This is a genomic window from Streptomyces desertarenae, assembly GCF_042681365.1.
Taxonomy (GTDB): domain Bacteria; phylum Actinomycetota; class Actinomycetes; order Streptomycetales; family Streptomycetaceae; genus Streptomyces; species Streptomyces desertarenae.
Genome location: NZ_JBHUFU010000001.1, coordinates 684,643 through 704,843, shown reverse-complemented (window position 1 = coordinate 704,843; position 20,201 = coordinate 684,643). Strand labels below are relative to the sequence as shown.

16 protein-coding genes are annotated in these 20,201 nt (G+C 76.2%); 8 read left to right on the top strand and 8 right to left on the bottom strand.

Going from position 1 to position 20,201, the window contains the following annotated elements; translation table 11 throughout:
* Positions 1 to 118 precede the first annotated feature (118 nt).
* The gene (locus ACFSJS_RS03105) at positions 119 to 3,283 is read left to right on the top strand and encodes a sacsin N-terminal ATP-binding-like domain-containing protein (RefSeq protein ID WP_380896363.1); all 3,165 of its coding nucleotides are present in this window, start codon (positions 119 to 121) and stop codon (positions 3,281 to 3,283) included.
* 55 nt (positions 3,284 to 3,338) lie between these two features.
* On the opposite strand, the gene ACFSJS_RS03100 is transcribed toward ACFSJS_RS03105, so the two are convergent.
* Complete coding sequence (locus ACFSJS_RS03100) at positions 3,339 to 3,878, bottom strand: NUDIX domain-containing protein (RefSeq protein ID WP_380896361.1); 540 nt, start codon at positions 3,876 to 3,878, stop codon at positions 3,339 to 3,341.
* A 64-nt stretch (positions 3,879 to 3,942) separates the two neighbouring features.
* The gene (locus tag ACFSJS_RS03095; protein WP_380896359.1) at positions 3,943 to 4,233 is read right to left on the bottom strand and encodes a hypothetical protein; all 291 of its coding nucleotides are present in this window, start codon (positions 4,231 to 4,233) and stop codon (positions 3,943 to 3,945) included.
* A 99-nt stretch (positions 4,234 to 4,332) separates the two neighbouring features.
* Here ACFSJS_RS03095 and ACFSJS_RS03090 point away from each other — a divergent pair, with 99 nt between their 5' ends.
* Positions 4,333 to 4,743 (top strand): NUDIX domain-containing protein, encoded by a 411-nt coding sequence (locus ACFSJS_RS03090; RefSeq protein ID WP_380896357.1) that lies wholly within the window; start codon positions 4,333 to 4,335, stop codon positions 4,741 to 4,743.
* Positions 4,744 to 4,791: 48 nt separating this feature from the next.
* Here ACFSJS_RS03090 and ACFSJS_RS03085 read toward each other — a convergent pair whose 3' ends face one another.
* A complete protein-coding gene (locus ACFSJS_RS03085) occupies positions 4,792 to 5,514 on the bottom strand; it encodes a Type 1 glutamine amidotransferase-like domain-containing protein (RefSeq protein ID WP_380896355.1) in 723 nt (240 codons plus the stop codon).
* Between the two features lie 211 nt (positions 5,515 to 5,725).
* On the opposite strand from ACFSJS_RS03085, the gene ACFSJS_RS03080 reads away from it, so the two are divergent.
* Complete coding sequence (locus ACFSJS_RS03080; protein ID WP_380896353.1) at positions 5,726 to 6,058, top strand: hypothetical protein; 333 nt, start codon at positions 5,726 to 5,728, stop codon at positions 6,056 to 6,058.
* A 105-nt stretch (positions 6,059 to 6,163) separates the two neighbouring features.
* Here ACFSJS_RS03080 and ACFSJS_RS03075 read toward each other — a convergent pair whose 3' ends face one another.
* Together ACFSJS_RS03075 and ACFSJS_RS03070 are read right to left on the bottom strand one after the other, a co-directional pair.
* Positions 6,164 to 8,674: an HAD-IC family P-type ATPase gene (locus ACFSJS_RS03075; RefSeq protein ID WP_380896351.1), complete on the bottom strand. Its 2,511-nt coding sequence runs from the start codon at positions 8,672 to 8,674 to the stop codon at positions 6,164 to 6,166.
* A gap of 133 nt (positions 8,675 to 8,807) precedes the next feature.
* Positions 8,808 to 9,149 (bottom strand): DUF2530 domain-containing protein, encoded by a 342-nt coding sequence (locus ACFSJS_RS03070; RefSeq protein WP_380896350.1) that lies wholly within the window; start codon positions 9,147 to 9,149, stop codon positions 8,808 to 8,810.
* Between the two features lie 279 nt (positions 9,150 to 9,428).
* On the opposite strand from ACFSJS_RS03070, the gene ACFSJS_RS03065 reads away from it, so the two are divergent.
* The 4 genes from ACFSJS_RS03065 to thpR all read left to right on the top strand — a co-directional run bounded on the left by ACFSJS_RS03065 (position 9,429) and on the right by thpR (position 13,916).
* Positions 9,429 to 10,910, top strand: a complete 1,482-nt coding sequence (locus ACFSJS_RS03065) for an NCS2 family permease (RefSeq protein ID WP_380896348.1) — start codon at positions 9,429 to 9,431, stop codon at positions 10,908 to 10,910.
* A gap of 346 nt (positions 10,911 to 11,256) precedes the next feature.
* Positions 11,257 to 11,694: a MarR family winged helix-turn-helix transcriptional regulator gene (locus ACFSJS_RS03060; protein ID WP_380896346.1), complete on the top strand. Its 438-nt coding sequence runs from the start codon at positions 11,257 to 11,259 to the stop codon at positions 11,692 to 11,694.
* Positions 11,695 to 11,726: 32 nt separating this feature from the next.
* On the top strand, positions 11,727 to 13,307 hold the full coding sequence (locus ACFSJS_RS03055; RefSeq protein ID WP_380896344.1) for an MFS transporter: 1,581 nt from the start codon (positions 11,727 to 11,729) through the stop codon (positions 13,305 to 13,307).
* Between the two features lie 27 nt (positions 13,308 to 13,334).
* Positions 13,335 to 13,916 carry an RNA 2',3'-cyclic phosphodiesterase gene (gene thpR / locus ACFSJS_RS03050; RefSeq protein WP_380896342.1) on the top strand — a complete coding sequence of 194 codons (582 nt, stop codon included), beginning with the start codon at positions 13,335 to 13,337 and terminating at the stop codon, positions 13,914 to 13,916.
* A gap of 279 nt (positions 13,917 to 14,195) precedes the next feature.
* Here the strand turns inward: thpR and ACFSJS_RS03045 are convergent, their stop codons facing one another.
* From ACFSJS_RS03045 to ACFSJS_RS03035, 3 genes are all read right to left on the bottom strand, one after another.
* Positions 14,196 to 15,182: an aldo/keto reductase gene (locus tag ACFSJS_RS03045; protein WP_380896340.1), complete on the bottom strand. Its 987-nt coding sequence runs from the start codon at positions 15,180 to 15,182 to the stop codon at positions 14,196 to 14,198.
* A 98-nt stretch (positions 15,183 to 15,280) separates the two neighbouring features.
* Positions 15,281 to 18,073, bottom strand: coding sequence for an FG-GAP-like repeat-containing protein (locus ACFSJS_RS03040; protein ID WP_380896338.1), 2,793 nt, complete (start codon positions 18,071 to 18,073; stop codon positions 15,281 to 15,283).
* Between the two features lie 153 nt (positions 18,074 to 18,226).
* Positions 18,227 to 18,922, bottom strand: coding sequence for a GDSL-type esterase/lipase family protein (locus ACFSJS_RS03035; RefSeq protein ID WP_380896783.1), 696 nt, complete (start codon positions 18,920 to 18,922; stop codon positions 18,227 to 18,229).
* Between the two features lie 96 nt (positions 18,923 to 19,018).
* On the opposite strand from ACFSJS_RS03035, the gene ACFSJS_RS03030 reads away from it, so the two are divergent.
* The gene (locus ACFSJS_RS03030) at positions 19,019 to 20,080 is read left to right on the top strand and encodes a hypothetical protein (protein WP_380896336.1); all 1,062 of its coding nucleotides are present in this window, start codon (positions 19,019 to 19,021) and stop codon (positions 20,078 to 20,080) included.
* Positions 20,081 to 20,201: the final 121 nt, after the last annotated feature.

The following is a 20,201-nucleotide window of genomic DNA, read 5'->3' as shown; positions in this document are numbered from 1 at the left end:
GACGCCGCCCCGCGCCACCGGCGGCCCGGCGCACACGGGGCGCCCCGGACGCAGTACCGTCGCCGCAGACAGGCAATCGGGCTCGTCCCGTGACGGACGTGACGGAGGAGACGGACACGTGAGCGGCACGGTGCTGGTGCAGGGCGCGGGCGACGGAGCGGATCCCTTCGACACCGCGCGGCTGCGCCGGGGCGTACTCGACGCCTGGGCGGCGTCCCCCGCCCGTTTCCGGGAGGACGCCAACGCCGAGGAGGACCTCGCCCTCGGCGGCTACCGCGACCGGCTGGTGGTCGAACTGGCCCAGAACGCCGCCGACGCGGCCGCCCGCGCGGGCGTGCCCGGCCGGCTGCGGCTCACCCTGCGCGACGGGGTGCTCGTCGCCGCCAACACCGGGGCGCCCCTGGACGCGGCCGGCGTGGAGTCCCTGTCCACCCTGCGCGCCTCCGCCAAGCGCGACGACGGGGCGGAAGGCGGGCACCGGCCGGGCCCCGTCGGCCGCTTCGGCGTCGGCTTCGCCGCCGTCCTGGCCGTCAGCGACGAGCCCGCCGTCGTCTGCCGCACCGGCGGCGCCCGCTGGTCGCTGGCCGAAGCGCGGGACATGGCCGCCGAGGCCGCCGCCCACAGCCCCGGGCTCGCCGACGAACTGCGCCGCCGCGAGGGCCACGTGCCGCTGCTGCGGCTGCCGATGCCCGCCCAGGGCGGCGCCCCGCAGGGGTACGACACGGCGGTGGTGCTGCCGCTGCGGGACGCGGCCGCCGAGGAGCTGGCGGTCCGGCTGCTCACCGCCGTCGACGACGCGCTGCTGCTCACCCTGCCGGGGCTCGACGAGGTCGTGGTCGAGACCGACGGCGGGGAGCGGACCCTGACCCGCCGCCAGGACGGCCCGTACACCGTGGTCGAGGACAGCGGTTCCGAGCGGGGCGCCACCCGGTGGCGCGTGGCCGCCGACTCCGGGCGCACCGATCCCGCGCTGCTGGCCGACCGTCCCGTCGAGGAGCGGCTGCGGCCGTTCTGGTCGGTCACCTGGGCCGTGCCCGTGGACGGCTCCGGCGCGCCCGAGCGCCCCGGCACGGCGCCCGTCGTCCACGCCCCCACCCCCACCGACGAGCCGATGGGCCTGCCCGCCCTGCTGATCGCCTCCTTCCCGCTGGAGCCGTCCCGCCGCCGCATCGCGCCCGGCCCGCTCACCGACTTCCTCCTGGAGCGCGCCGCCGACGCCTACGCCGCCCTGCTGCGCGACTGGCACCCGGTGAGCACCGGCACCCTCGACCTGGTGCCCGGACGGCTCGGCAGGGCCGAGCTCGACGGCGAGCTGCGCCGCCTGGTCCTGGAGCGGCTGCCGCGCACCCCGTTCCTGGCGAGCGAGGCGAGGGACGAGAACGGCGAGCCCTACGCGCTGCGCCCCGCCGACGCCGAGATCGCCGAGGGCGCCGGGGCCGGCACGGTCGCGGTGCTGGCGGAGCTCTTCCCCGCGCTGCTGCCCGCCGGGCAGGAGCGCCGCACCGAGCTGCGCACCCTGGAGGTCCCCCGGGTGCCGCTGGGCGAGCTGATCGACCGGCTCGCCGGCGTCGAGCGCGACCCCTCCTGGTGGCGGCGGCTGTACGACTCCCTCGCCGGTGTCGACCCCGACCGGCTCACCGGCCTGCCCGTCCCCCTCGCCGACGGCCGCACCACCATCGGGCCCCGCCGGGTGCTGCTGCCGCCGGCGGACGCGGCGGGCGGCGGGGGCGGCGCGGTGGACCCCGGAGCCCTGGCCCGCCTCGGGCTGAAGGTCGCCCACGCCGACGCCGCCCACCCGCTGCTGGAGAAGCTGGGCGCCACCCCCGCCACGCCCCGCGCGGTGCTCACCACCCCGCAGGTGCGGGCGGCGGTCGCCGCGTCGCTGGACGCCGGGGACGCCTGGTACGACGAGGAGGACGGCGGCCCCCTCGATCCCGAGGAACTGGCCGACACCGTCCTCGCCCTCGTCCGCGACGCCCGGCTCGCCCCCGGCGACGAGCCCTGGCTCGGCGCGCTCGCCCTGCCCGACGAGGACGGCGAACTCGTCCCCGCCGCCGAACTGGTCCTCCCCGGCAGCGCCTTCGCCGGCGTCGTCCGCGAGGGGGAACTGCCCCTGTGCGACCCCGGACTGGCCGGGAAGTGGGGCGAGGGGCCGCTGGCGGCGGTCGGCGTGCTGGCCGACTTCGCCCTCGTCCGCGCCACCGACGTCGTCCTGGACCCGGACGAGCTGGAGCCCCGCGACACCGACCACCCCGAGCCCGACGACGCGGGCCTGCTGGACGCCGTCGACGTGTGGTGCGAGGACGTCCTCGACGGCCTGCCCGAGACGCCCGTCCCTCCCGTCGCCTCCGAACTGCTCGCCGTGCGCGACCTGGACCTCGTCGACGACGACCGCTGGCCGCAGGCCCTGGCCATGCTCTCCCGCCCCCCGCTGCGCGACGCGCTCACCACCCCCGTGCGGGTGCTGCTGCCCGACGGCACGGTGGAGGCCGTCCGCCCCTACACCGCCTGGTGGCTGCGCGACCACCCCGTCCTGGACGGCCGCCGCCCCGCCGGACTGCGCGCCGCGGGAGGCGACCCGCTGCTGGCCGGACTGTACGAGGAGGCCTCCGCCACCACCGCGGACCTGGACGAGCAGGTGCTGCGCGCCCTGGGCGTCCGCACCTCCGCCGCCGCCCTGCTGGACGAGCCCGGCGGTGCCTCCGAGCTCCTCGGCCGCCTCGCCGACCCCTCCCTGCCCGTCGGCGCCGCCCAGCTCCACGGCCTCTACACCCTGCTGGCGGCCCTCGACCCGGAGGAGGTGACCCTCCCCGACGAGCTGCGGGCCGTCGTCGACGGCGAGGTACGGGTGGTGGACGCCGCCGACGCGCTGGTCGCCGACGCCCCCGACCTGCTGCCCCTGACCGCCGGCCGCCCGCTGCTGCCGGTCCGCCCGGCGCTCGCCGCCGACCTGGCCGCCGTCCTGGACGTGCGCCGCCTGAGCGAGGCGCTGGAGGCCCCGGTGACCGGGGAGGGCGAGGCCCGCGAGGTGCCCGACGCGGTGCGGGTGCTGCTGCCCGGCGCCCCGGCCTCCTACGTCGAGCACGAGGAACTGGTCGTCGGCGGCGTGGAGCTGGACTGGCGGCTCACCCCGGACGGCACCCTGCACGCCGCCACCGTGGAGGGCGTCGCGGCGGGCCTGGCCTGGGCGGCGGGGCAGTGGCCGCGCCGCTTCGAGGCCGCCGCCCTGCTGGAGGACCTCTCCCGGGTGGACGAGCTGGCCCAGGACCGCTGGTTCGACTGAGGTCCGGCCGGGGCCGTCGGCGCCGGGGCGGCGCCGACGGCCCCGGGACCCGCCCTCACGCCCCCTCGGAGGCGATCGGTTCGCTCACCAGCACGCCCGCGCGGCCGGTGCGGCGGGCCTCGTCGAGCGCGGCCAGCCGCCGGTAGCCCTCCGGGGACATCAGCCGCTCCCAGACGGCCAGGTCCTCCACGGCCCAGCGGTCGTGCTCGCCGGGGTCGAGGCGGATGGACGCGAGCTGCCCGTCGTCCAGGACGCCGCCGTCGAAACAGAACCCGATCTTGGCCATCGGGGCCTCGGCCGGGTCGTCGCGGATGTAGTGCACCAGCAGCAGCGGGCCGGGCCGCTCCACGCGCAGCCCGGTCTCCTCGTACGTCTCGCGCACGGCCGTCCGGTACGGGTCCTCGCCCGGGTCCAGGTTGCCGCCGGGGATCTGCCACGGCCGGCTGTTGTAGACCGAGCGCATCTGCAGCGGGCGCCCGCGTCCGTCGGTGAAGTACAGGCAGGCGTAGACGGTGGCCTTGGGCAGGGTGGCCAGGTAGTCCGCCCGTGCCATCGGGAAGGGCAGGCCCGCGGGCCCGTCACTCGTAGCGGTCATGGAAGGTCTCTTCCCAGGGCGCTTCGGGGCCTACGCCTTCCGGGCGGTCCCGCGTCCGGCGCCGTCAGCCGCCGCACCCGCCGCACCCGCCGCACCCGCCGCATCCTCCGCCGCAGCCGCCGCCCCCGCCGACGGAGCTCCCGGACCCCCCGCCGCCGGCCAGGGCCGTCGTCTCCCCGGTGCCCGGCGCCACGCCCCCGGCGACCACGAGGAGGAGGAGCCCCGCGGCGGCACCGCCCCAGCCGACCAGGGCCGGTGCTCCGCCGAGCACGGCCCATCCGACGGCGCCGAGGCCGACGCCGAGTCCCCCGAAGAACAGCACCACGGCCGATATCTCGCGCACGTTCCCCCGCATGGGGCCAGTGTGCGGCCGGACGCGGACGCGGGGAAGAACCGGGGAGGGGGGGAACCGGCCATATCGGCGGCGGTCGGGACGGGACGGAAGGGGACCGCGGTGGCGGAAGGGGAAGCGGGGATCGCGGCGGCGGTCGTCGTGCGCGCCGGACGGGTGCTGATGGTGCGCCGGCGGGTGGCCGAAGGAGCTCGGGGCGAACTGTCGTGGCAGTTCCCGGCCGGCGGGGTCGAGCCGGGGGAGACGGCGCGGCAGGCCGCCGTGCGGGAGGTGGCCGAGGAGACGGGCCTGGCGGTGCGGGCCGTCGCGCCGCTGGGGGAGCGCACGCATCCGGTGACGCGCCGGACGGTGGCGTACTGGGCGTGCGAGGTGGTCGCCGGGACGGCACGGGTGCGGGACGCCGAGGAGCTGGACGCGCTGGCCTGGTGCACCCGCGCGGGGCTGGCGGAGCGGGTGCCGCACGGGCTGCACGAGCCGGTGCGGCGGTACCTGGAGGGAACGCTCGACGGCTGAGGCCCGCCGCCCCCGCCGCCCCGCCCGCCGCCTCCGGACCGCCGCGTGTCAGATCGTGAACTCCTCGCCCGCGCCGTACGCCCGCACCACCACGTCCCCGGTCGCGTTGCCCGTCCGCACCGTGTGCACCCGGCCCCGGCCCGACACCCGGGCCCGGTCGCCGTCCACGGTCAGCAGGGTGTCCTCGTCGAGCGCCACCCCGCGTCCGGCGCGGCCCCGCGCGACCACCTCCACCAGCCGGGACAGCGTCCCCCGCTGCGCGGCGCGCGGCTCGACGGCGCCCGGCAGCAGGCCCAGACCGGGGCGCACGTCGATCTCCTCCAGGCCCTCGGCGGCGTCCGGGGGGCAGACCGGGACGCCGTCGGAGAGCCGCCCGCCGACGATCGCGTGCTCGGCCGCGACGGCCGCGCCCGCCGAGACGCCCGCGTACGGCATGCCCCGCAGGACGTGCAGCGCGACGGTGTCCAGCACGCCGGCCAGCGCGTCGTGGCAGACGGCGGCGGGACCGCCGCGGACCAGGAGCGCGTCGGCGCCGGCCAGCACGGCCGGGTCGAACGCCCCGTCCGGCGGCACCGGTACGGGCACCGGCCGGCACGAGGGGACGGCGGCGCGCAGGACGGCCGCGAGGCGGTCGGTGGGTTCGGTGCCGCCCCCCTCGCCGAGCACCAGGCAGGCGACGGCCGGGGCGGTCCCGGCCTCCCGGAGGAACGGCCCGTAGACCTCTGCGGACGCTTCCTCGTTCCGGCCTCCACCGATCAGATGGATGCTCATGGTGCTGTGTTCCTCCAGGGGACGGCGTGGGGCGGCTCGGACGGTAACAACGCGTCCACCGCGAGCGCGAAGCCTTTTGCCCGCCGCCTGCCCCGTCCACGCCGTTCGAGTCCTCGGCGAGCGGCCCCGCCGCGCGGTCCGCCCGGCGGGACGGCTCAGAACTTCCTCAACTCCGTGGCGTCCGAGCGCCCTCGGCGCGGACGATGTCCCCGTGTTCGGAAACGGGAAGCGCGGCACGACGGAAGCGGTCGTCGTCCTGAGGGACTCCGGGGGGATCCTCGCGGCGCTGGAACGGGCCGTGGCGGAGGCGACCGCGGAGGAGCGGCCCGGACTGGAACGGGCCCTGGAGATCGCCGTCCGGGAGGCGGGAGCGGCCGACGACGCCTCGGCGCGGGCCCGGTGGACGCTCCGGAGGCTGGAGGCGGTCGGCTTCGCCGGTCCGCTGGACTCGGTGCACGCGGTCAAGGCCCTGCGGGAGGCCGAGCCGTCCCTGAGCCTGCGGACGGCGGTGGAGTTGACGAAGGAGGCCTGGGAGGCCGCCTGACGGCCCGTCGCCCGCGGCGGTGCCGAGGGGGCGGGGCCCCCGGACGGCGCCGCCCCGGGCGCGGCCCCCGCGAGCACCGCCGCCCCGGGCGGCGGGCGGGACGCGTCAGTCGGGGAAGCGGCGGCCGATCCACCGCCAGACGCCCTCCAGCACGGCCGCCGAGACGGCCGCGGCGCCGACCGCCGTCCACGGCATCACCGTGCCCACCAGCCGCACGGCGAAGAACTCCTGGAGGAACGGGGTGACCAGGACGGCCGCGAACGCCGTCGCCATGGTGAGCACCAGGCCGATCCGCCACCAGGTGTAGGGGCGGGCGACGATCGCCAGCACCCACAGTGCCACCAGGAACAGCGTCAGCGTCGCCGCGCTGGTCTCGGCCGCCAGGGCGTCGGGGCCGGTGTAGTGGGAGCGGGCCAGCAGGTAGACGGTGAAGGTGGCCGCCGCCGCGATCAGCCCGGAGGGCACCGCGTACCGCATCACGCGCCGCACGAAGTGCGGGCGGGCGCGCTCCCTGTTGGGGGCCAGGGCCAGGAAGAAGGCGGGGATGCCGATGGTCAGGCCGCCCAGCAGGGTCAGGTGCCGGGGGAGGAACGGGTAGGGCACCTGGGAGCAGATGACCAGCAGGGCCAGCAGCACCGAGTAGACGGTCTTGGTGAGGAAGAGGTTGGCGACGCGCTCGATGTTGCCGATGACCCGCCGCCCCTCGGCCACCACCGACGGCAGCGTGGCGAAGGAGTTGTTCAGCAGCACGATCTGGGCGACGGCCTTGGTGGCCTCCGAGCCCGAGCCCATCGAGACGCCGATGTCGGCGTCCTTCAGGGCCAGGACGTCGTTGACGCCGTCGCCGGTCATGGCGACCGTGTGGCCGCGCGACTGCAGGGCGCCGACCATGTCGCGCTTCTGCTGCGGTGTGACGCGGCCGAAAACGGTCCCCTCCTCCAGGGCCTGCGCCAGTTCCTCGCGGCCGCCGGGGAGGGTGCGGGCGTCGACGGCGGACTCCGCGCCGGGCAGCTCCAGCTTGGCGGCGACGGCGCCCACGGAGACGGCGTTGTCGCCGGAGACGACCTTCGCCGCGACGTTCTGGTCGGCGAAGTAGCGCAGGGTGTCGGCGGCCTCGGGGCGCAGCCGCTGCTCCAGGACGACCAGGGCCGCGGGCGTGGTGGCGGCCGGGTCGGCGACCGGGGCCGGGCCGTCCAGGGAGCGGGAGGTGCGGGCCAGCAGCAGGACGCGCAGCCCCTGCTCGTTGAGCCGGTCGGTCTCGGCCAGGGTGGGGGAGCCGGGGGGCAGCAGCACGTCGGGCGCGCCCAGCAGCCAGGTGCTCCGCGCGCCGCCGGGTTCGGTGAAGGCCGCGCCGCTGTACTTGCGGGCGGAGGAGAAGGGGAGGGTGCCGGTGCAGCGCCAGCCCTCCGCGCCGCCGGGGGGATGGGCGCCGATGATCGCCTTCAGGCTGGCGTTGGGGTGCGGGTCGCTGCCGCCGAGGGCGGCGAGGACCTGCCGCACGTACGCCGGGTCGGCGCCGTCCAGCGGGCGGACCTCGGTCACGTCCATGCCGCCCTCGGTGAGGGTGCCGGTCTTGTCCAGGCAGACGACGTCGACGCGGGCCAGGCCCTCGATGGCGGGCAGCTCCTGCACCAGGCACTGCTGCCTGCCCAGCCGGACGACGCCGATGGCGAAGGCGATGGAGGTCAGCAGGACCAGGCCCTCGGGGACCATCGGCACGATGCCGCCGACCATGCGGCGGACCGCCTCGTCGGGGTCGTCGCCCTCCACCAGCAGCTGGCTGAGCACCAGGCCGACCGCGGCCGGAACGATCATCCAGGTGATGTACTTGAGGATCTGGCTGATGCCGCTGCGCAGTTCGGAGTGGACGAGCGTGAAGCGGGACGCCTCCTCGGCGAGCTGGGCGGCGTAGGCCTCGCGCCCGACCCGGGTGGTGGTGAAGGCGCCGCTGCCGGCGACGACGAAGCTGCCGGACATCACGGTGTCGCCGGGCCGCTTGTGGACGGGGTCGGCCTCGCCGGTGAGCAGGGACTCGTCGATCTCCAGGCCGTCGGACTCGGTGACCGTGCCGTCCACGACGACCTTGTCCCCGGGGCACAGCTCCACCAGGTCGCCCAGGACGATCTCGCCCGTGCGGACCTCGGTGCCGACGCCGTCGCGGCGGACGGTCGGCCTGGCCTCGCCGACGACGGCGAGGTTGTCCAGCGTCCGTTTGGCGCGCAGTTCCTGGACGATGCCGATGAGGGTGTTGGCGAGGATGACGAAGCCGAACAGGCCGTCCTGGAGGGGGCCGACCACCAGGATGATCGCGAACAGGACGCCGATGATGGCGTTGAAGCGGGTGAAGACGTTGGCGCGGACGATGTCGGCCGTGGAGCGGGAGGAGCGCACGGGGACGTCGTTGACCTCGCCGCGGGCGACGCGCTCGGCGACCTCGGCGGCCGTGAGGCCGGACGGGCGCACGGCGGCGGCCGGCTCGTGCGCGCCGCCCGCGGTGCCCTCCGCGGCTCCCGTCCCGGCCCTCTGCCGCGCGTCCTGGTGCGGCACGGCGGGCGGTGCCGCCGGGCCGTCGTGCGGCCCCTCGGCGTCGTGTGGGGTCTCGGCCCGTTCCGTCATGCCCCAGACAGTACGAGGCGGACGTGGTCCGGCGCGCGTCTTCCGGCACACATCGGGGTGATGCCGGGGTGACCCCGGAGGGGACCCGGGTCCCGGGGGGCCGGGTTCCGGCCGGCCGGGGCGCGGCTCTGCGTCAGCGGGTGGGAGCGGGGCCGTCCTCGGGCTCCCGGCCGTCCCGCTGCGCGGGCCCGGCGCCGGCGGCCGGGCCGGCCGCCTCCCGCTCCGGCCGGGCGCGGTGGAGCGCCGCCTCGCGGCGGCGGACGTACCAGATGCCGTACAGGCCCATGACGCCGCCGGCCAGGCAGGTCCACAGCCACCAGGTGCGGCCGCGGTCGGCGAACCAGCCGTAGAAGGGGAGCTGGACCAGGAAGAGCGTGAACCACACCACCGTGCCGCCGACCACCGTGGCCACGATGTTCCCCTCCAGGGGCGCGGGCGCCTCGCGCTCGCCGCTCGTCCACCTGCTCAGGCCCATCGCCGGCTCCTTCGGTCCCGTCACCCCGTCGCCCGTCGTCCCGTGGCGTTCCGGACCAGCGTAACCAGGGGGGAGGGGCGTGCCGACCGGGGAGTGGCATCCGGGGGTGCGGGACCGGGCGCGTCGTGTGGGGAGTCTCACGGACGAATGCGGGCGGAGGCCGCCTGGGGGAATGGCTTTCCTTTCATGGTGCGTTCATACTGAAAACATCTTGGGCTGACCGGTTCCTTTCGTAGGAACCTCCAAGAACATCCCCCTACCGCCCAGTGAAGGTCACGCATGTCCGCTCCGGTCACCGACACCACGGCCACGTCCGGCACTCCCGGCAAGGACTCGGGGGGCCCGCCGCCCGCGGGCGGCCTCGACCGCCTCTTCAGGATCTCCGAGCGAGGTTCGACCGTCGGCCGCGAGCTGCGCGGCGGACTGGCCACCTTCTTCGCGATGGCCTACATCGTCGTGCTGAACCCGATCATCCTCGGCGCCGGCCAGGACAAGTTCGGGCAGCAGCTCGACAACGCCCAGCTCGTCACCGCCACCGCGCTGATGGCGGGCCTCAGCACCCTGCTCATGGGCGTCATCGGCAACGTGCCCATCGCCCTGGCCGCCGGCCTGGGGATCAACGCCGTGGTCTCGCTCCAGCTCGCGCCGCAGATGAGCTGGCCGGACGCCATGGGCATGGTCGTCCTGGCGGGCTTCGTGCTGATGCTGCTGGTCGCCTCCGGGCTGCGCGAGCGCGTCATGGACGCCATCCCCGGCGGGCTCCGGCGGGCCATCGCGATCGGCATCGGCCTGTTCATCACCCTCATCGGCCTGGTGGACTCCGGCTTCGTCACCCGCAACCCCGACGCCGCGCACACCACCGTGCCCCTCGGCCTCGGCCAGGGCGGCCATCTGACGGGCTGGCCGGTGCTGGTCTTCGTCCTCGGCCTGGCGCTGACGTTCGTGCTGGTCGTGCGCGGGGTCAGGGGAGCGATCCTGATCAGCATCGCCGTGATGACCGTCGTGGCCGTGGTGATCAACGCGATCGCCCGGATCCCGGACGCCGCCTGGGGCCTGGCGGTGCCCAACGTGCCCGAGAAGATCGTCAGCACCCCCGACTTCGGCCTGATCGGCGAGGTCAGCCTCTTCGGCGGCTTCGAGGAGGTCGGTGTGCTGACCGGCTCGCTGTTCGTCTTCACCGTGCTGCTGTCCGGCTTCTTCGACGCGATGGGCACGATCATCGGCGTCGGCCACGAGGCGAGGCTGACCGACGACAAGGGCCGGCTGCCGGGCATGGGCCGCATCCTGATGGTGGACGGCCTCGGCGTCGCGGGCGGCGGCTTCGGCTCCTGCTCGGCCAACACCTGCTTCGTGGAGTCCACCGCCGGTGTCGGCGAGGGCGCCCGCACCGGCCTGGCCAACGTCATGACCGGCGCGCTGTTCCTGCTGACCCTGGTCTTCACACCGCTGGCCACCGTGGTGCCCTCGCACGCCGCCACCCCGGCGCTGGTCGTGGTGGGCTTCATGATCATGGCGTCGAACGTGCGGGAGATCGACTGGAGCGACCACACGGTCGCGGTGCCGGCGTTCCTGACGCTGATCTCGATGCCGTTCACCTACAGCATCACCAACGGCATCGGCATCGGCGTGCTGTCCTACATCCTGCTGCGCACCGCCACCGGCCGCTTCCGTGAGATCCCGTGGCTGCTGAACGCGGTGGGCGCCTGCTTCCTCGTCTACTTCCTGCTCGACCCGATCCAGCAGGTGCTGGGCATCGGCTGACCCCGCCGCCCGCGCGGAGCCGCCCCCCGGAGGGGGAGGGCGCTCGCGGGCACCGACTCGGACGGGCGTCCGGACCGCGCGGTCCGGACGCCCGTTCCGTGCGGGGCGGCGCGGGGTGGTGCGCGGGGGCGTGGCGGGAGTGCGGGGGAGAGGTTTTCGAGCGGCGCGCCGCCCCTCCGTAGGCTGGGCACCTTCGATGCACGGGTTCATGAGGACGCGGTCTCGGGGTAGGCGGGGGCAGTGCGCCGATTTCCGTGCGGACCCACCCGTACGGGTGATGAAGGACACCTGCCCGCGCCTGCCTCGCACTGGTCCTTAGACTAGGTAATGAGTTAGGCTAATAAACATGCCGGATCTGTCCCGGGGCGAGGACGCCGAAGCCGTCAACGCCCTCCGTTCCGCCACGATGCGCCTCTCGCGCCGGCTCAAGCACCAGCGCGTCGACGAGTCGCTGAGCCCGACCGAGATGTCGGTCCTCGGCACCCTCGCCCGCTGCGGCTCGGCCACCCCCGGCGAGCTGGCGCGCAAGGAGCATGTGCAGCCGCCCTCGATGACCCGCATCGTGGCGATGCTGGAGGCCAAGGGCCTCGTCCGGCTGGAGCCTCACCCGGAGGACCGCCGCCAGAAGGTGGTCACCCAGACCGAGACGGCCGAGGAGATGCTCGCCGCCAGCCGCACCAAGCGGAACGCCTGGCTGGCCGAGCTCGCGGGCCGGCTCGACGAGGACGAGTGGGCGCGGCTGCGCGCCGCGGCCCCCGTCCTGGAGAAGCTCGCGCAACTGTAGGAGGAGTCGCACCACGAGGAGGCGAACACCACTTGAGTTCGGGACACGGAGCACACTCCGCACCCGCACCTGACGGAAACAACACGAACACCCCGGCCGCCGCGCCGGAGGCCGGGCCCGCCAAGCCCTCGACGTTCAGCTCCCTGCGCATCCGCAACTACCGGCTGTTCGCCATGGGGCAGCTCGTCTCCAACACCGGCACCTGGATGCAGCGCATCGCCCAGGACTGGCTGGTCCTCAGCCTCACCGGCTCCGCGACGGCCGTCGGCGTCACCACCGCGCTGCAGTTCCTGCCCATGCTGTTCCTGGGGCTCTACGGCGGTGTCATCGCCGACCGCTACCCCAAGCGCAGGCTGCTGCTGATCACCCAGACCGCGATGGGAGTCACCGGCCTGGCGCTGGCCGCGCTCACCCTCGGCGGCCACGTGCAGGTCTGGCACGTCTACGCGCTCGCGTTCGTCCTGGGCCTGGCGACGGTCGTCGACAACCCCGCGCGGCAGACCTTCGTCTCGGAGATGGTCGGCCCCGAGCAGCTCGCCAACGCCGTCTCCCTCAACGGAGCCAACTTCCAGTCCGCCCGGCTGATCGGCCCGGCCGTCGCCGGCGTGCTGATCACCGCCGTGGGCAGCGGCTGGGCGTTCCTGCTCAACGGGCTGTCCTTCGTCGCGCCGATCACCGGCCTGCTGATGATGCGCACGGCCGAACTGCACACCGTCGAGCGCGCCCCGCGCGCCAAGGGGCAGCTCCGCGAGGGCCTGCGGTACGTGGCGAGCCGGCCCGACCTGATCTGGCCGATCACGCTCGTCGGCTTCGTCGGCACCTTCGCCTACAACTTCCCGATCTGGCTCACCGCCTACACCGCCACGGTCTTCGACGAGGGCGCGGGCACCTACGGCCTGCTCAACACCCTGATGGCCGTCGGCTCGGTCGCCGGCGCGCTGCTCGCCGCCCGGCGCGGCGTGAGCCGGATGCGCGTGATGGTCGCCGCGGCGCTGGCCTTCGGCGTGCTGGAGATGGTGGCGGCCGTCTCCCCGTCGTTCTGGCTCTTCGCCCTGCTGATGGCGCCCATCGGCGCGGTGGGCCTGACCTTCAACGTCACGGCCAACTCCACCGTCCAGCTCTCCTCCGACCCGGCGATGCGCGGCCGGGTGATGAGCCTGTACATGATGGTGTTCATGGGCGGCACCCCGATCGGCGGGCCGCTGATGGGCTGGATCACCGACGCCCACGGCGCCCGGATCGGCTTCCTGGCGGGCGGCGCGGTCTCCGCCCTGGCCGCCGTCGCCACCGGACTGGTGCTGGCCCGGATCGGCGGGCTGCGGCTGGGCGTCCAGCGCCGTGGCGGCCGCCGCCGCCTGGCGCTCGTCCCCGTCGCGGCGCGCGGCGGGGAGCGGGGGAGCATAGCCGCCGGCCCCCCGCCCGGACACGGCCCGGAGCAGGCCCCGGCCCCCGGCGCCGACCGCGACCGGAGCCGGTCCGCGGCGCCGGCCCGGCCCCGCACCCCGGAGCGGAACCCCGCCGTCCCGGCCGCGGCGCCCGCAGCGGCCCCGCACCCCGCGCCGGCCACCGCGCCGGGCGAGGACCGCAGCCACCGGGGGGAAGTCCTCGCATGAGGGCGCCCCGCCCGCGAGACTGCCCCCATGAGACTCTTCACCGCCGTCCTGCCGTCCCCGCCCGCCGTCGCGGAGCTGGCGGCGGCGGTGGACGGGCTGCGGGCGCTGCCCGGCTCCGACCGGCTGCGCTGGACCCCCGCCGAGGGCTGGCACTTCACCCTGGCCTTCCTCGGTGAGGTGGACGAGGCCCTCCTGCCGGAGCTGTGCGAGCGCTTCGGCCGCGCCGCCCGCCGCCACCACCCCTTCCAGGCCAGGCTGGCCGGGGGCGGGCGCTTCGGCGACCGGGTGCTGTGGGCCGGGGTGGCCGACGGCCGCCCGGCCCTGCGGGCCCTGGCCGGGTCGGTGTCGGCCGGGGCGCGGCGCGCCGGGGTGCCCGTCGAGGACCGCCCCTACCGGCCCCACCTGACCGTCGCCCGCGCCCGCGGCGGCCCCGCCCCCGGCGCGCGCCGGCCCGACCTGCGCCCCTTCGCCGAGGCCCTGGCCGCCTTCTCCGGCAGCGCGTGGCGGGCCGGCGAGGTGGCCCTGGTCCGCAGCCGGCTGCCCGTCTCGGGAACCCCCGGGGAGCACCCCCGCTACGAGACGCTGGAGACCTGGGCGCTGGGCGCCTGACGGCTCCGGCGGCCCGCCGGAGGGGCGGGGCGGGGTGCGGGCTACCGTTGGGGCGTGGACCCGAAGACCCGTACCCGCATCGTCAGCGGAGCCCTGGTGCTGATGCTCGCCGTGGTGATCGTGGCGGCCCTGCTCGGCTGAGCGGCGGCCGCGGGCCCCGGTGACGCCCGGCGGCGCGCGGCCGGACGAGACGGCCGCGGGGCCGCCCCGCCCCGTCCCGGGCGGACCGGCCCCGCACCCGTCCGGCGCGCTTCCGCGCCGCGCGTCACCGGGCGGACGTCACCAGGCGAACGCCTCCGGCGACGGACCCGGGCCGGGGAAGATCTCGTCCAGCGACGCCAGCAGCTCCTCGCTCAGCTCCAGCTCCAGCGCGCGCAGCGCCGAGTCGAGCTGCTCGCCCGTGCGCGGGCCGATGATCGGGCCCGTGACGCCCGGCCGGGTGAGGTGCCAGGCCAGGGCGACCTCGCCGGGCTCCAGGCCGTGCTTGTCCAGCAGGTCCTCGTACGCCTGCACCTTCTCGCGCAGCCCCGGGTTGTTCGCCAGGGCCTCCGACGAGCGGCGGCCGGGGTTCTCCCGCTCCTTGCGGAGCACACCGCCCAGCAGGCCGCCGCCCAGCGGCGACCAGGGGATGACGCCCAGGCCGTAGCCCTGCGCGGCCGGGATGACCTCCATCTCGGCGCGGCGCTCCACCAGGCTGTACTTGCACTGCTCGCTGACCAGGCCGAGCCGCCCCCTGCGGGCCGCGGCCTCGTTGGCCTGGGCGATGTGCCAGCCGGCGAAGTTGGACGACCCGACGTACAGGATCTTGCCCTGCTGGACCAGGACGTCCATGGCCTGCCAGATCTCGTCCCACGGCGTGTTCCGGTCGACGTGGTGGAACTGGTACAGGTCGATGTGGTCGGTCTGCAGCCGCTTGAGGCTGGCGTCCACGGCCCGGCGGATGTTCACCGCCGACAGCTTGTCGTGGTTGGGCCAGACACCGTCGTCCGTGGCCGCCATGTTGCCGTAGACCTTGGTGGCGAGCACGGTCTTGTCGCGGCGCCCGCCGCCCCGGGCGAACCAGTTGCCGATGATCTCCTCGGTGCGGCCCTTGTTCTCGCCCCAGCCGTAGACGTTGGCGGTGTCGAAGAAGTTGACGCCCGCCTCCAGCGCGGCGTCCATGATGGCGTGGCTCTCGGCCTCCTCGGTCTGCGGACCGAAGTTCATCGTGCCGAGGACCAGGCGGCTGACCGTGAGACCGGTGCGTCCGAGCTGCGTGTACTTCATGGGCACCAGCCAACGCGCTGGAGTGCGCTCAAGGCAAGAGCGACCCGCACGGCGGGAGGATCCGCCGTGCGGGTCGCGGGACTTCGGCGCGGCGGCCCCTACGGGGCCAGCTCCGCCCCCCAGCCGATGTCGTGGCCGGCGGGAACGCCGACCGCGCCACCGGTGATCATCGGTGCCTCCCAGGTGCGCAGACCGCTCTGCAGGCCCGTGAAGAACCAGACGGCGCCCTCGGTGCCGTTCTCACCCGGCGCGCCCGCCACGAGGTCGGCCCAGTACTTCCCGTCCGTGTGGGCGAGCCGGACCGTGGCGCCGAAGGAGTCGCCCGCCTCCGAACCGCCCGGCACCCCCGGGGTGCTCTGGGAGATCGCGTACGAACCGGTGCCGTCGGGGCCGGTGCGGCGGCCGGGGACGACGGTGACCGTGCCCGCGCCCGGAGCGCCGTTCACGTTCTCGCCGGGGGCGCCGACCACGATGTCGTCGATGCCGTTGCCGTCGATGTCGCCCACCGCGACCGCGGCGCCGAACCGGTTCCCGGCCGCCGCGTCCCCGGGGACGTCCGGGCTGTCCTGGTGCAGGACGATCGGGGCGGCCGAGGGGTCGATGCCCGAGGGGCCGCCCGTCCAGATCAGGATCCGCCCACCGGTGCGGCCGTCGGGGAAGGTCTCGTCCGGGTCGTTCGGGGCGCCGGCCACCAGGTCGGTGCGGCCGTCGCCGTTGACGTCGCCCAGGGCCGCGGCGGAGGCGTCCGCGGGGACCGGCTCGGGGAGGCCGGGGGCGTCGCCCGGGTTGAGGTAGACCTGGCCCTCGCCGGGGACCTTGGCGGTGAGCAGGACGTGGTCGGCCCGCCGGTCGCCGTCCAGGTCGCCCGAGACGGCCGCCTCGGCCGGCGGGGTGCCGTCCTCGCGGTGGCTGCCCGCGGGCTTCCCGTCGCGGGTGAAGGGGCCGTGCAGGCTCGCCGCGGAGCAGCCGCCCGCCACCAGCAGTTCGGGGCGGCCGTACGAGGGGCCGCCGGTGGCCGTCAGGTCGGTCCCCAGGCGGCAGTCCGCCCCGTCGCCGCCGTAGCCGAAGACGGCGGGGGAGAGCACGGGCGAGACCCCGCCGGACAGCCCGCGCGGCCCGCCCCACACCACGGTGACCATGCCCTTGTCCCCGGCGCCGTCGACGTCCTCGTGGGGTGCGCCCACGACCAGGTCGGCGAAGCCGTCCCCGTCCAGGTCGGCGGAGGCCACGGAGGCGCCGAAGCGGTCGTGCGGCTCGGGGGCGCCCGGAATGCCGGGGGAGGACTGGGTGATGGTCTGGCGGCGGCCGGCGGACGGGCCCGAGGGGCCGCCGTAGAGCACCGTGACGGCGCCCGCTGCCGCGTGGCCGCCGACCGGGGCGCCCGGCGCGCCGACCACGACGTCCCGGTACCCGTCGCCGTCGAAGTCGTCGCCCGGGGTGCGGGGCCGCTCCGCGGCGGTGGCCAGGACGGTGCCGAACCAGCCCTGGCCCGAGGTGGTGAGCCCGGCTTCCCGGGCACCGATGTCGTACACGCCGTCGGTGGCGAGGCCGGAGGAGGTGCCGCGCAGCACCCAGACGGCGCCGTAGCCGTTCTCGTCCGGGGCGCCCGCCGACAGGTCCGCCAGGCCGTCGCCGGTGACGTCGGAGAGCCGGACGGAGTGGCCGAACCGGTCCCCCGCCTCGGCGGCGCCGGGCACGCCCGGGGTGTCCTGGCCGACGAAGACCGAGCCGGCGGTGGTCAGCCCGTCCGCGGAGCCGAACAGCACGGTCACCGCCCCGGCGTCCCGGTGCGCGCCCAGGTCCTCGCCCCAGGCGCCCACGGCCACGTCCGCGTAGCCGTCCCCGTCGACGTCGCCCACCGACACGGCGCCGCCGAAGGCGTCGCCGGCCTCGGCGGCGCCGGGCACGCCGGGGGTGTCCTGGTGGACGGTGGTGGGCCGCTGCGCGGGGTCGGGGCCCTCGGGCCCGCCGTACCAGACGGTGATCCGCCCGCCGAGGTGGCCGCCGGGCAGGTCGGCGCGCGGGTCGGGCGTGTCGCCGAGGACCAGGTCGCCGTAGCCGTCGCCGTCGATGTCGCCGATCGCGCCCGCGTCGCCGTCGGCGGCGGTCAGTTCGGTCTCGTCGTACCAGGGACCCCCGGTCCAGCGGAGGTAGCTGATCTGCCCCCTGGAGTCCCCGTCGACGAAGAAGGGGTAGAGGCGCTCGGCGGAGCCGTCGCCGCTGAGGTCGCCGGCGATGGCGGTGTGGGTGGAACCCGTGCGCTCGGCGCCCTGGCGGGGCGTGCCGCCCGTCCGGTCGATCGGCCCGAAGTAGGTGCGGGTGTGGGCTCGGCCGGTGATGGTCACGTCGACGTGGCCGTCACCGTCGAAGTCGCCGGCGGCCACCCCCCGGCCCATCGTGTTCCACTCCTCCAGGTGCGAGGGCAGCGGGAGCGCCGCGCCGCCGCCGAGCCCGTCCGGGCCGCCCCACAGGACGGTGGCACCGCCCCGCATCGCCAGGTCCCCGACGGCCTCCCCGGGCGAGCCGGCGACGAGGTCGGTGTAGCCGTCGCCGTCGAGGTCGGCGGAGGCCAGCGCCGCGCCGAAGGAGTCACCGCTCTCCGCGGCCCCCTCGACCCCCGGCGAGGCCTGGTGGACGACCGAGCGGCGGCCGTCGGACGGGCCGTCCGGCGAGCCGTACAGGACGACGACGGCCCCGGCTCTCCGCTGGGTGCCGACGTCGGCGAGGGGGGCGCCGACGGCGAGGTCGTTGTGGCCGTCGCCGTTGAAGTCGGCCTGGACGTCGGTGGGGCGGGGCGCGGCGGCCGCCGCCGGGGCGGCGGCGGTGAGCAGTCCGCCGGTGAGGGCGGCGAGCAGGACGCCGGTCGCGGCGATGCGGCGGGGTGGGGGCATGCGGTACCTCCGGGAGGGGCGGTTCGGGGGAACGGCACGCCGGGCGGCGCCGGACGTCCGTTCGGACAGGTGAGATCCCTGAGGGTGCCGCAGGGTTGCGGGGCGGCGGTGATCCGTTACGCCACGGTGATCAGCGGCGGGAGCGGCCGGAGGTCACGCCGGCATCCGGTACGGGCCGCCGACCCCCCACGCCTGGTGGAGCGCGCCGGCGAAGGCCGCGGCGATGCGGTGCTCGCCGGAGGCGGTGGGGTGGGTGCCGTCGTAGGTGTCGCGGTCCGGGTCCCAGTCCTCCGGAGGCGAGGCCAGCAGCAGCGGGGAGGCCGGCGTGGACAGCTCGGCCACCGCCTTGGCCAGCAGCTCGTTGAAGCGCTCGCACTCGGCGGCGAAGAGCGCGTCGTGCCGCGCCCGCACGTTGGGGATCACCGGCAGCACCACCGCGCGCACGTGCGGCCGGGCCGAGCGGGCCTCGGCCACGAAGCGGCGCACGGTGGCCGCGGTCTCCTCGGAGCCCGTGTAGAAGCCCAGGTCGATCAGGCCGAGGAAGACCAGCAGGGTGTCGGCGCGGTGCTCGCGCACCGCGCCGGCTATCACCGGCGCCATGTGCAGCCAGCCCTCGCCCCAGCCCGCGAGGTGGCGGCGGGCGGCCGCGGGGAAGGCGGGGTCGGCGTAGGCGCGGGAGACGGGCGCGTCGGCCGCCTTGTCGTACAGCGCGTCGCGCGGGCCGACGATCTCGAACGCCTCGCCGTGCGGTCCGCAGGTGCGCTCCAGGTGCCGCCACATGCGGTGGCGCCAGGTGTGCTCACCCGCGCCGCCGATGGTCATGGAGTCGCCGACGAAGAGAACGCGCATCCGCACATCCTCGCGGACGGCGTCGCCGGCCCGCGACATGACGCCGGTCACCCGCCCCCGCCTCCCCGGCCGGGGCGGGATGGCAGGCTTGGGGCCATGCGGAGGCTGGTGTGCGCCCTGGGCGCGGCGACGGTGGTCCTGTCGGGGGCGCTCTGGGCGGCAGGCGCGTCCGGGGCGGCGGGAGCGGCCGCTCCCGCCGACGGCTTCACCATCGAGGACGAGCGGATCACCGAGTCCAGCGGTCTGGCCGCCGGCCGCGTCCACCCGGGCGTCTACTGGACGCACAACGACAGCGACGACGGGCCGTACGTCTACGCGATCGACGGCCGCACCGGCCGGACGGCCGCCACCGTCACCCTCACCGGCGTCGTCCCGCGCGACGTGGAGGCCGTCTCCGTCGGGCCCGACGGCGTCTACGTCGGCGACATCGGCGACAACCTCGGCGGGCAGTGGCCCGAGGTGTGGATCCACCGCTTCGCCGAGCCGGAGGAACTGGGCGACCGGTCGGTGGAGGCCACCCGCTACACCGTGCGCTACGCCGACGGCCCGCGCGACGCCGAGTCGCTGGCCGTCCACCCCGTCACCGGGCGGGTGTACATCGTCAGCAAGGAGAAGGAGGGGTCGGGGCTGTACGCCGGGCCCGAGGAGCTCTCCCCGTCCGGCACCAACACCTTCACGCGCGTCGCGGACATCGGCCTGTGGGCGACCGACGCCGCGTTCTCCCCGGACGGCACCCGCCTTGCGGTGCGCGGCTACTTCGGCGGCACCCTGTACGCCTGGGAGGACGGCCGGCCGCGCGCCCTGGGGCCGCTGACGGTGCCGGTGCAGCGGCAGGGGGAGTCGGTGGCCTTCTCCCCGGACGGGCGGACGCTGCTGTACGGCACCGAGGGCGAGCGCAGCGCCGTGCAGCCGGTGCCGCTCCGGGACGAGTACCTGCCCGAGAGCGCGCGGCGGGAGGAGCGGCGGGACGGGACCGGCGGCGGTGGCGGCGGAAGCGGTGACGGCGGAAGCGGTGACGGGAAGGCGGACGGGCGGGACGGCGCCGGGGAGGGGGACGGGCAGGAGGACGGCGGCACCGTCGGCCTCGGGGCCGTCCTCGTCGCCGGGATCGCCGTCTTCCTCGTCCTGCGCCGGCGCCGGGGCGGCGCGGCGCACTGAGGACCGGGCGCGGGGGGGGGGGGGGCTTCCCGGACGCTCCCGGAGGCGGAGGCGGAGGCGGAGGCCCGGCGGTACGGTGGCCACGCTTCGAACACGGCGTGGGGGCGGGCGCCCGCTCCCG

Coding starts and splice junctions, on each gene's coding strand:
- ACFSJS_RS03070 (WP_380896350.1), bottom strand. CDS start 9,149: ATGGGCCTGAGCAGGTGGACGAGCGGCGAGCGCGAGGCGCCCGCGCCC.
- ACFSJS_RS03040 (WP_380896338.1), bottom strand. CDS start 18,073: ATGCCCCCACCCCGCCGCATCGCCGCGACCGGCGTCCTGCTCGCCGCC.
- ACFSJS_RS03060 (WP_380896346.1), top strand. CDS start 11,257: ATGCCGGATCTGTCCCGGGGCGAGGACGCCGAAGCCGTCAACGCCCTC.
- ACFSJS_RS03045 (WP_380896340.1), bottom strand. CDS start 15,182: ATGAAGTACACGCAGCTCGGACGCACCGGTCTCACGGTCAGCCGCCTG.
- ACFSJS_RS03065 (WP_380896348.1), top strand. CDS start 9,429: ATGTCCGCTCCGGTCACCGACACCACGGCCACGTCCGGCACTCCCGGC.
- ACFSJS_RS03030 (WP_380896336.1), top strand. CDS start 19,019: ATGCGGAGGCTGGTGTGCGCCCTGGGCGCGGCGACGGTGGTCCTGTCG.
- ACFSJS_RS03100 (WP_380896361.1), bottom strand. CDS start 3,878: ATGACCGCTACGAGTGACGGGCCCGCGGGCCTGCCCTTCCCGATGGCA.
- thpR (WP_380896342.1), top strand. CDS start 13,335: ATGAGACTCTTCACCGCCGTCCTGCCGTCCCCGCCCGCCGTCGCGGAG.
- ACFSJS_RS03035 (WP_380896783.1), bottom strand. CDS start 18,922: ATGCGCGTTCTCTTCGTCGGCGACTCCATGACCATCGGCGGCGCGGGT.
- ACFSJS_RS03085 (WP_380896355.1), bottom strand. CDS start 5,514: ATGAGCATCCATCTGATCGGTGGAGGCCGGAACGAGGAAGCGTCCGCA.
- ACFSJS_RS03095 (WP_380896359.1), bottom strand. CDS start 4,233: ATGCGGGGGAACGTGCGCGAGATATCGGCCGTGGTGCTGTTCTTCGGG.
- ACFSJS_RS03075 (WP_380896351.1), bottom strand. CDS start 8,674: ATGACGGAACGGGCCGAGACCCCACACGACGCCGAGGGGCCGCACGAC.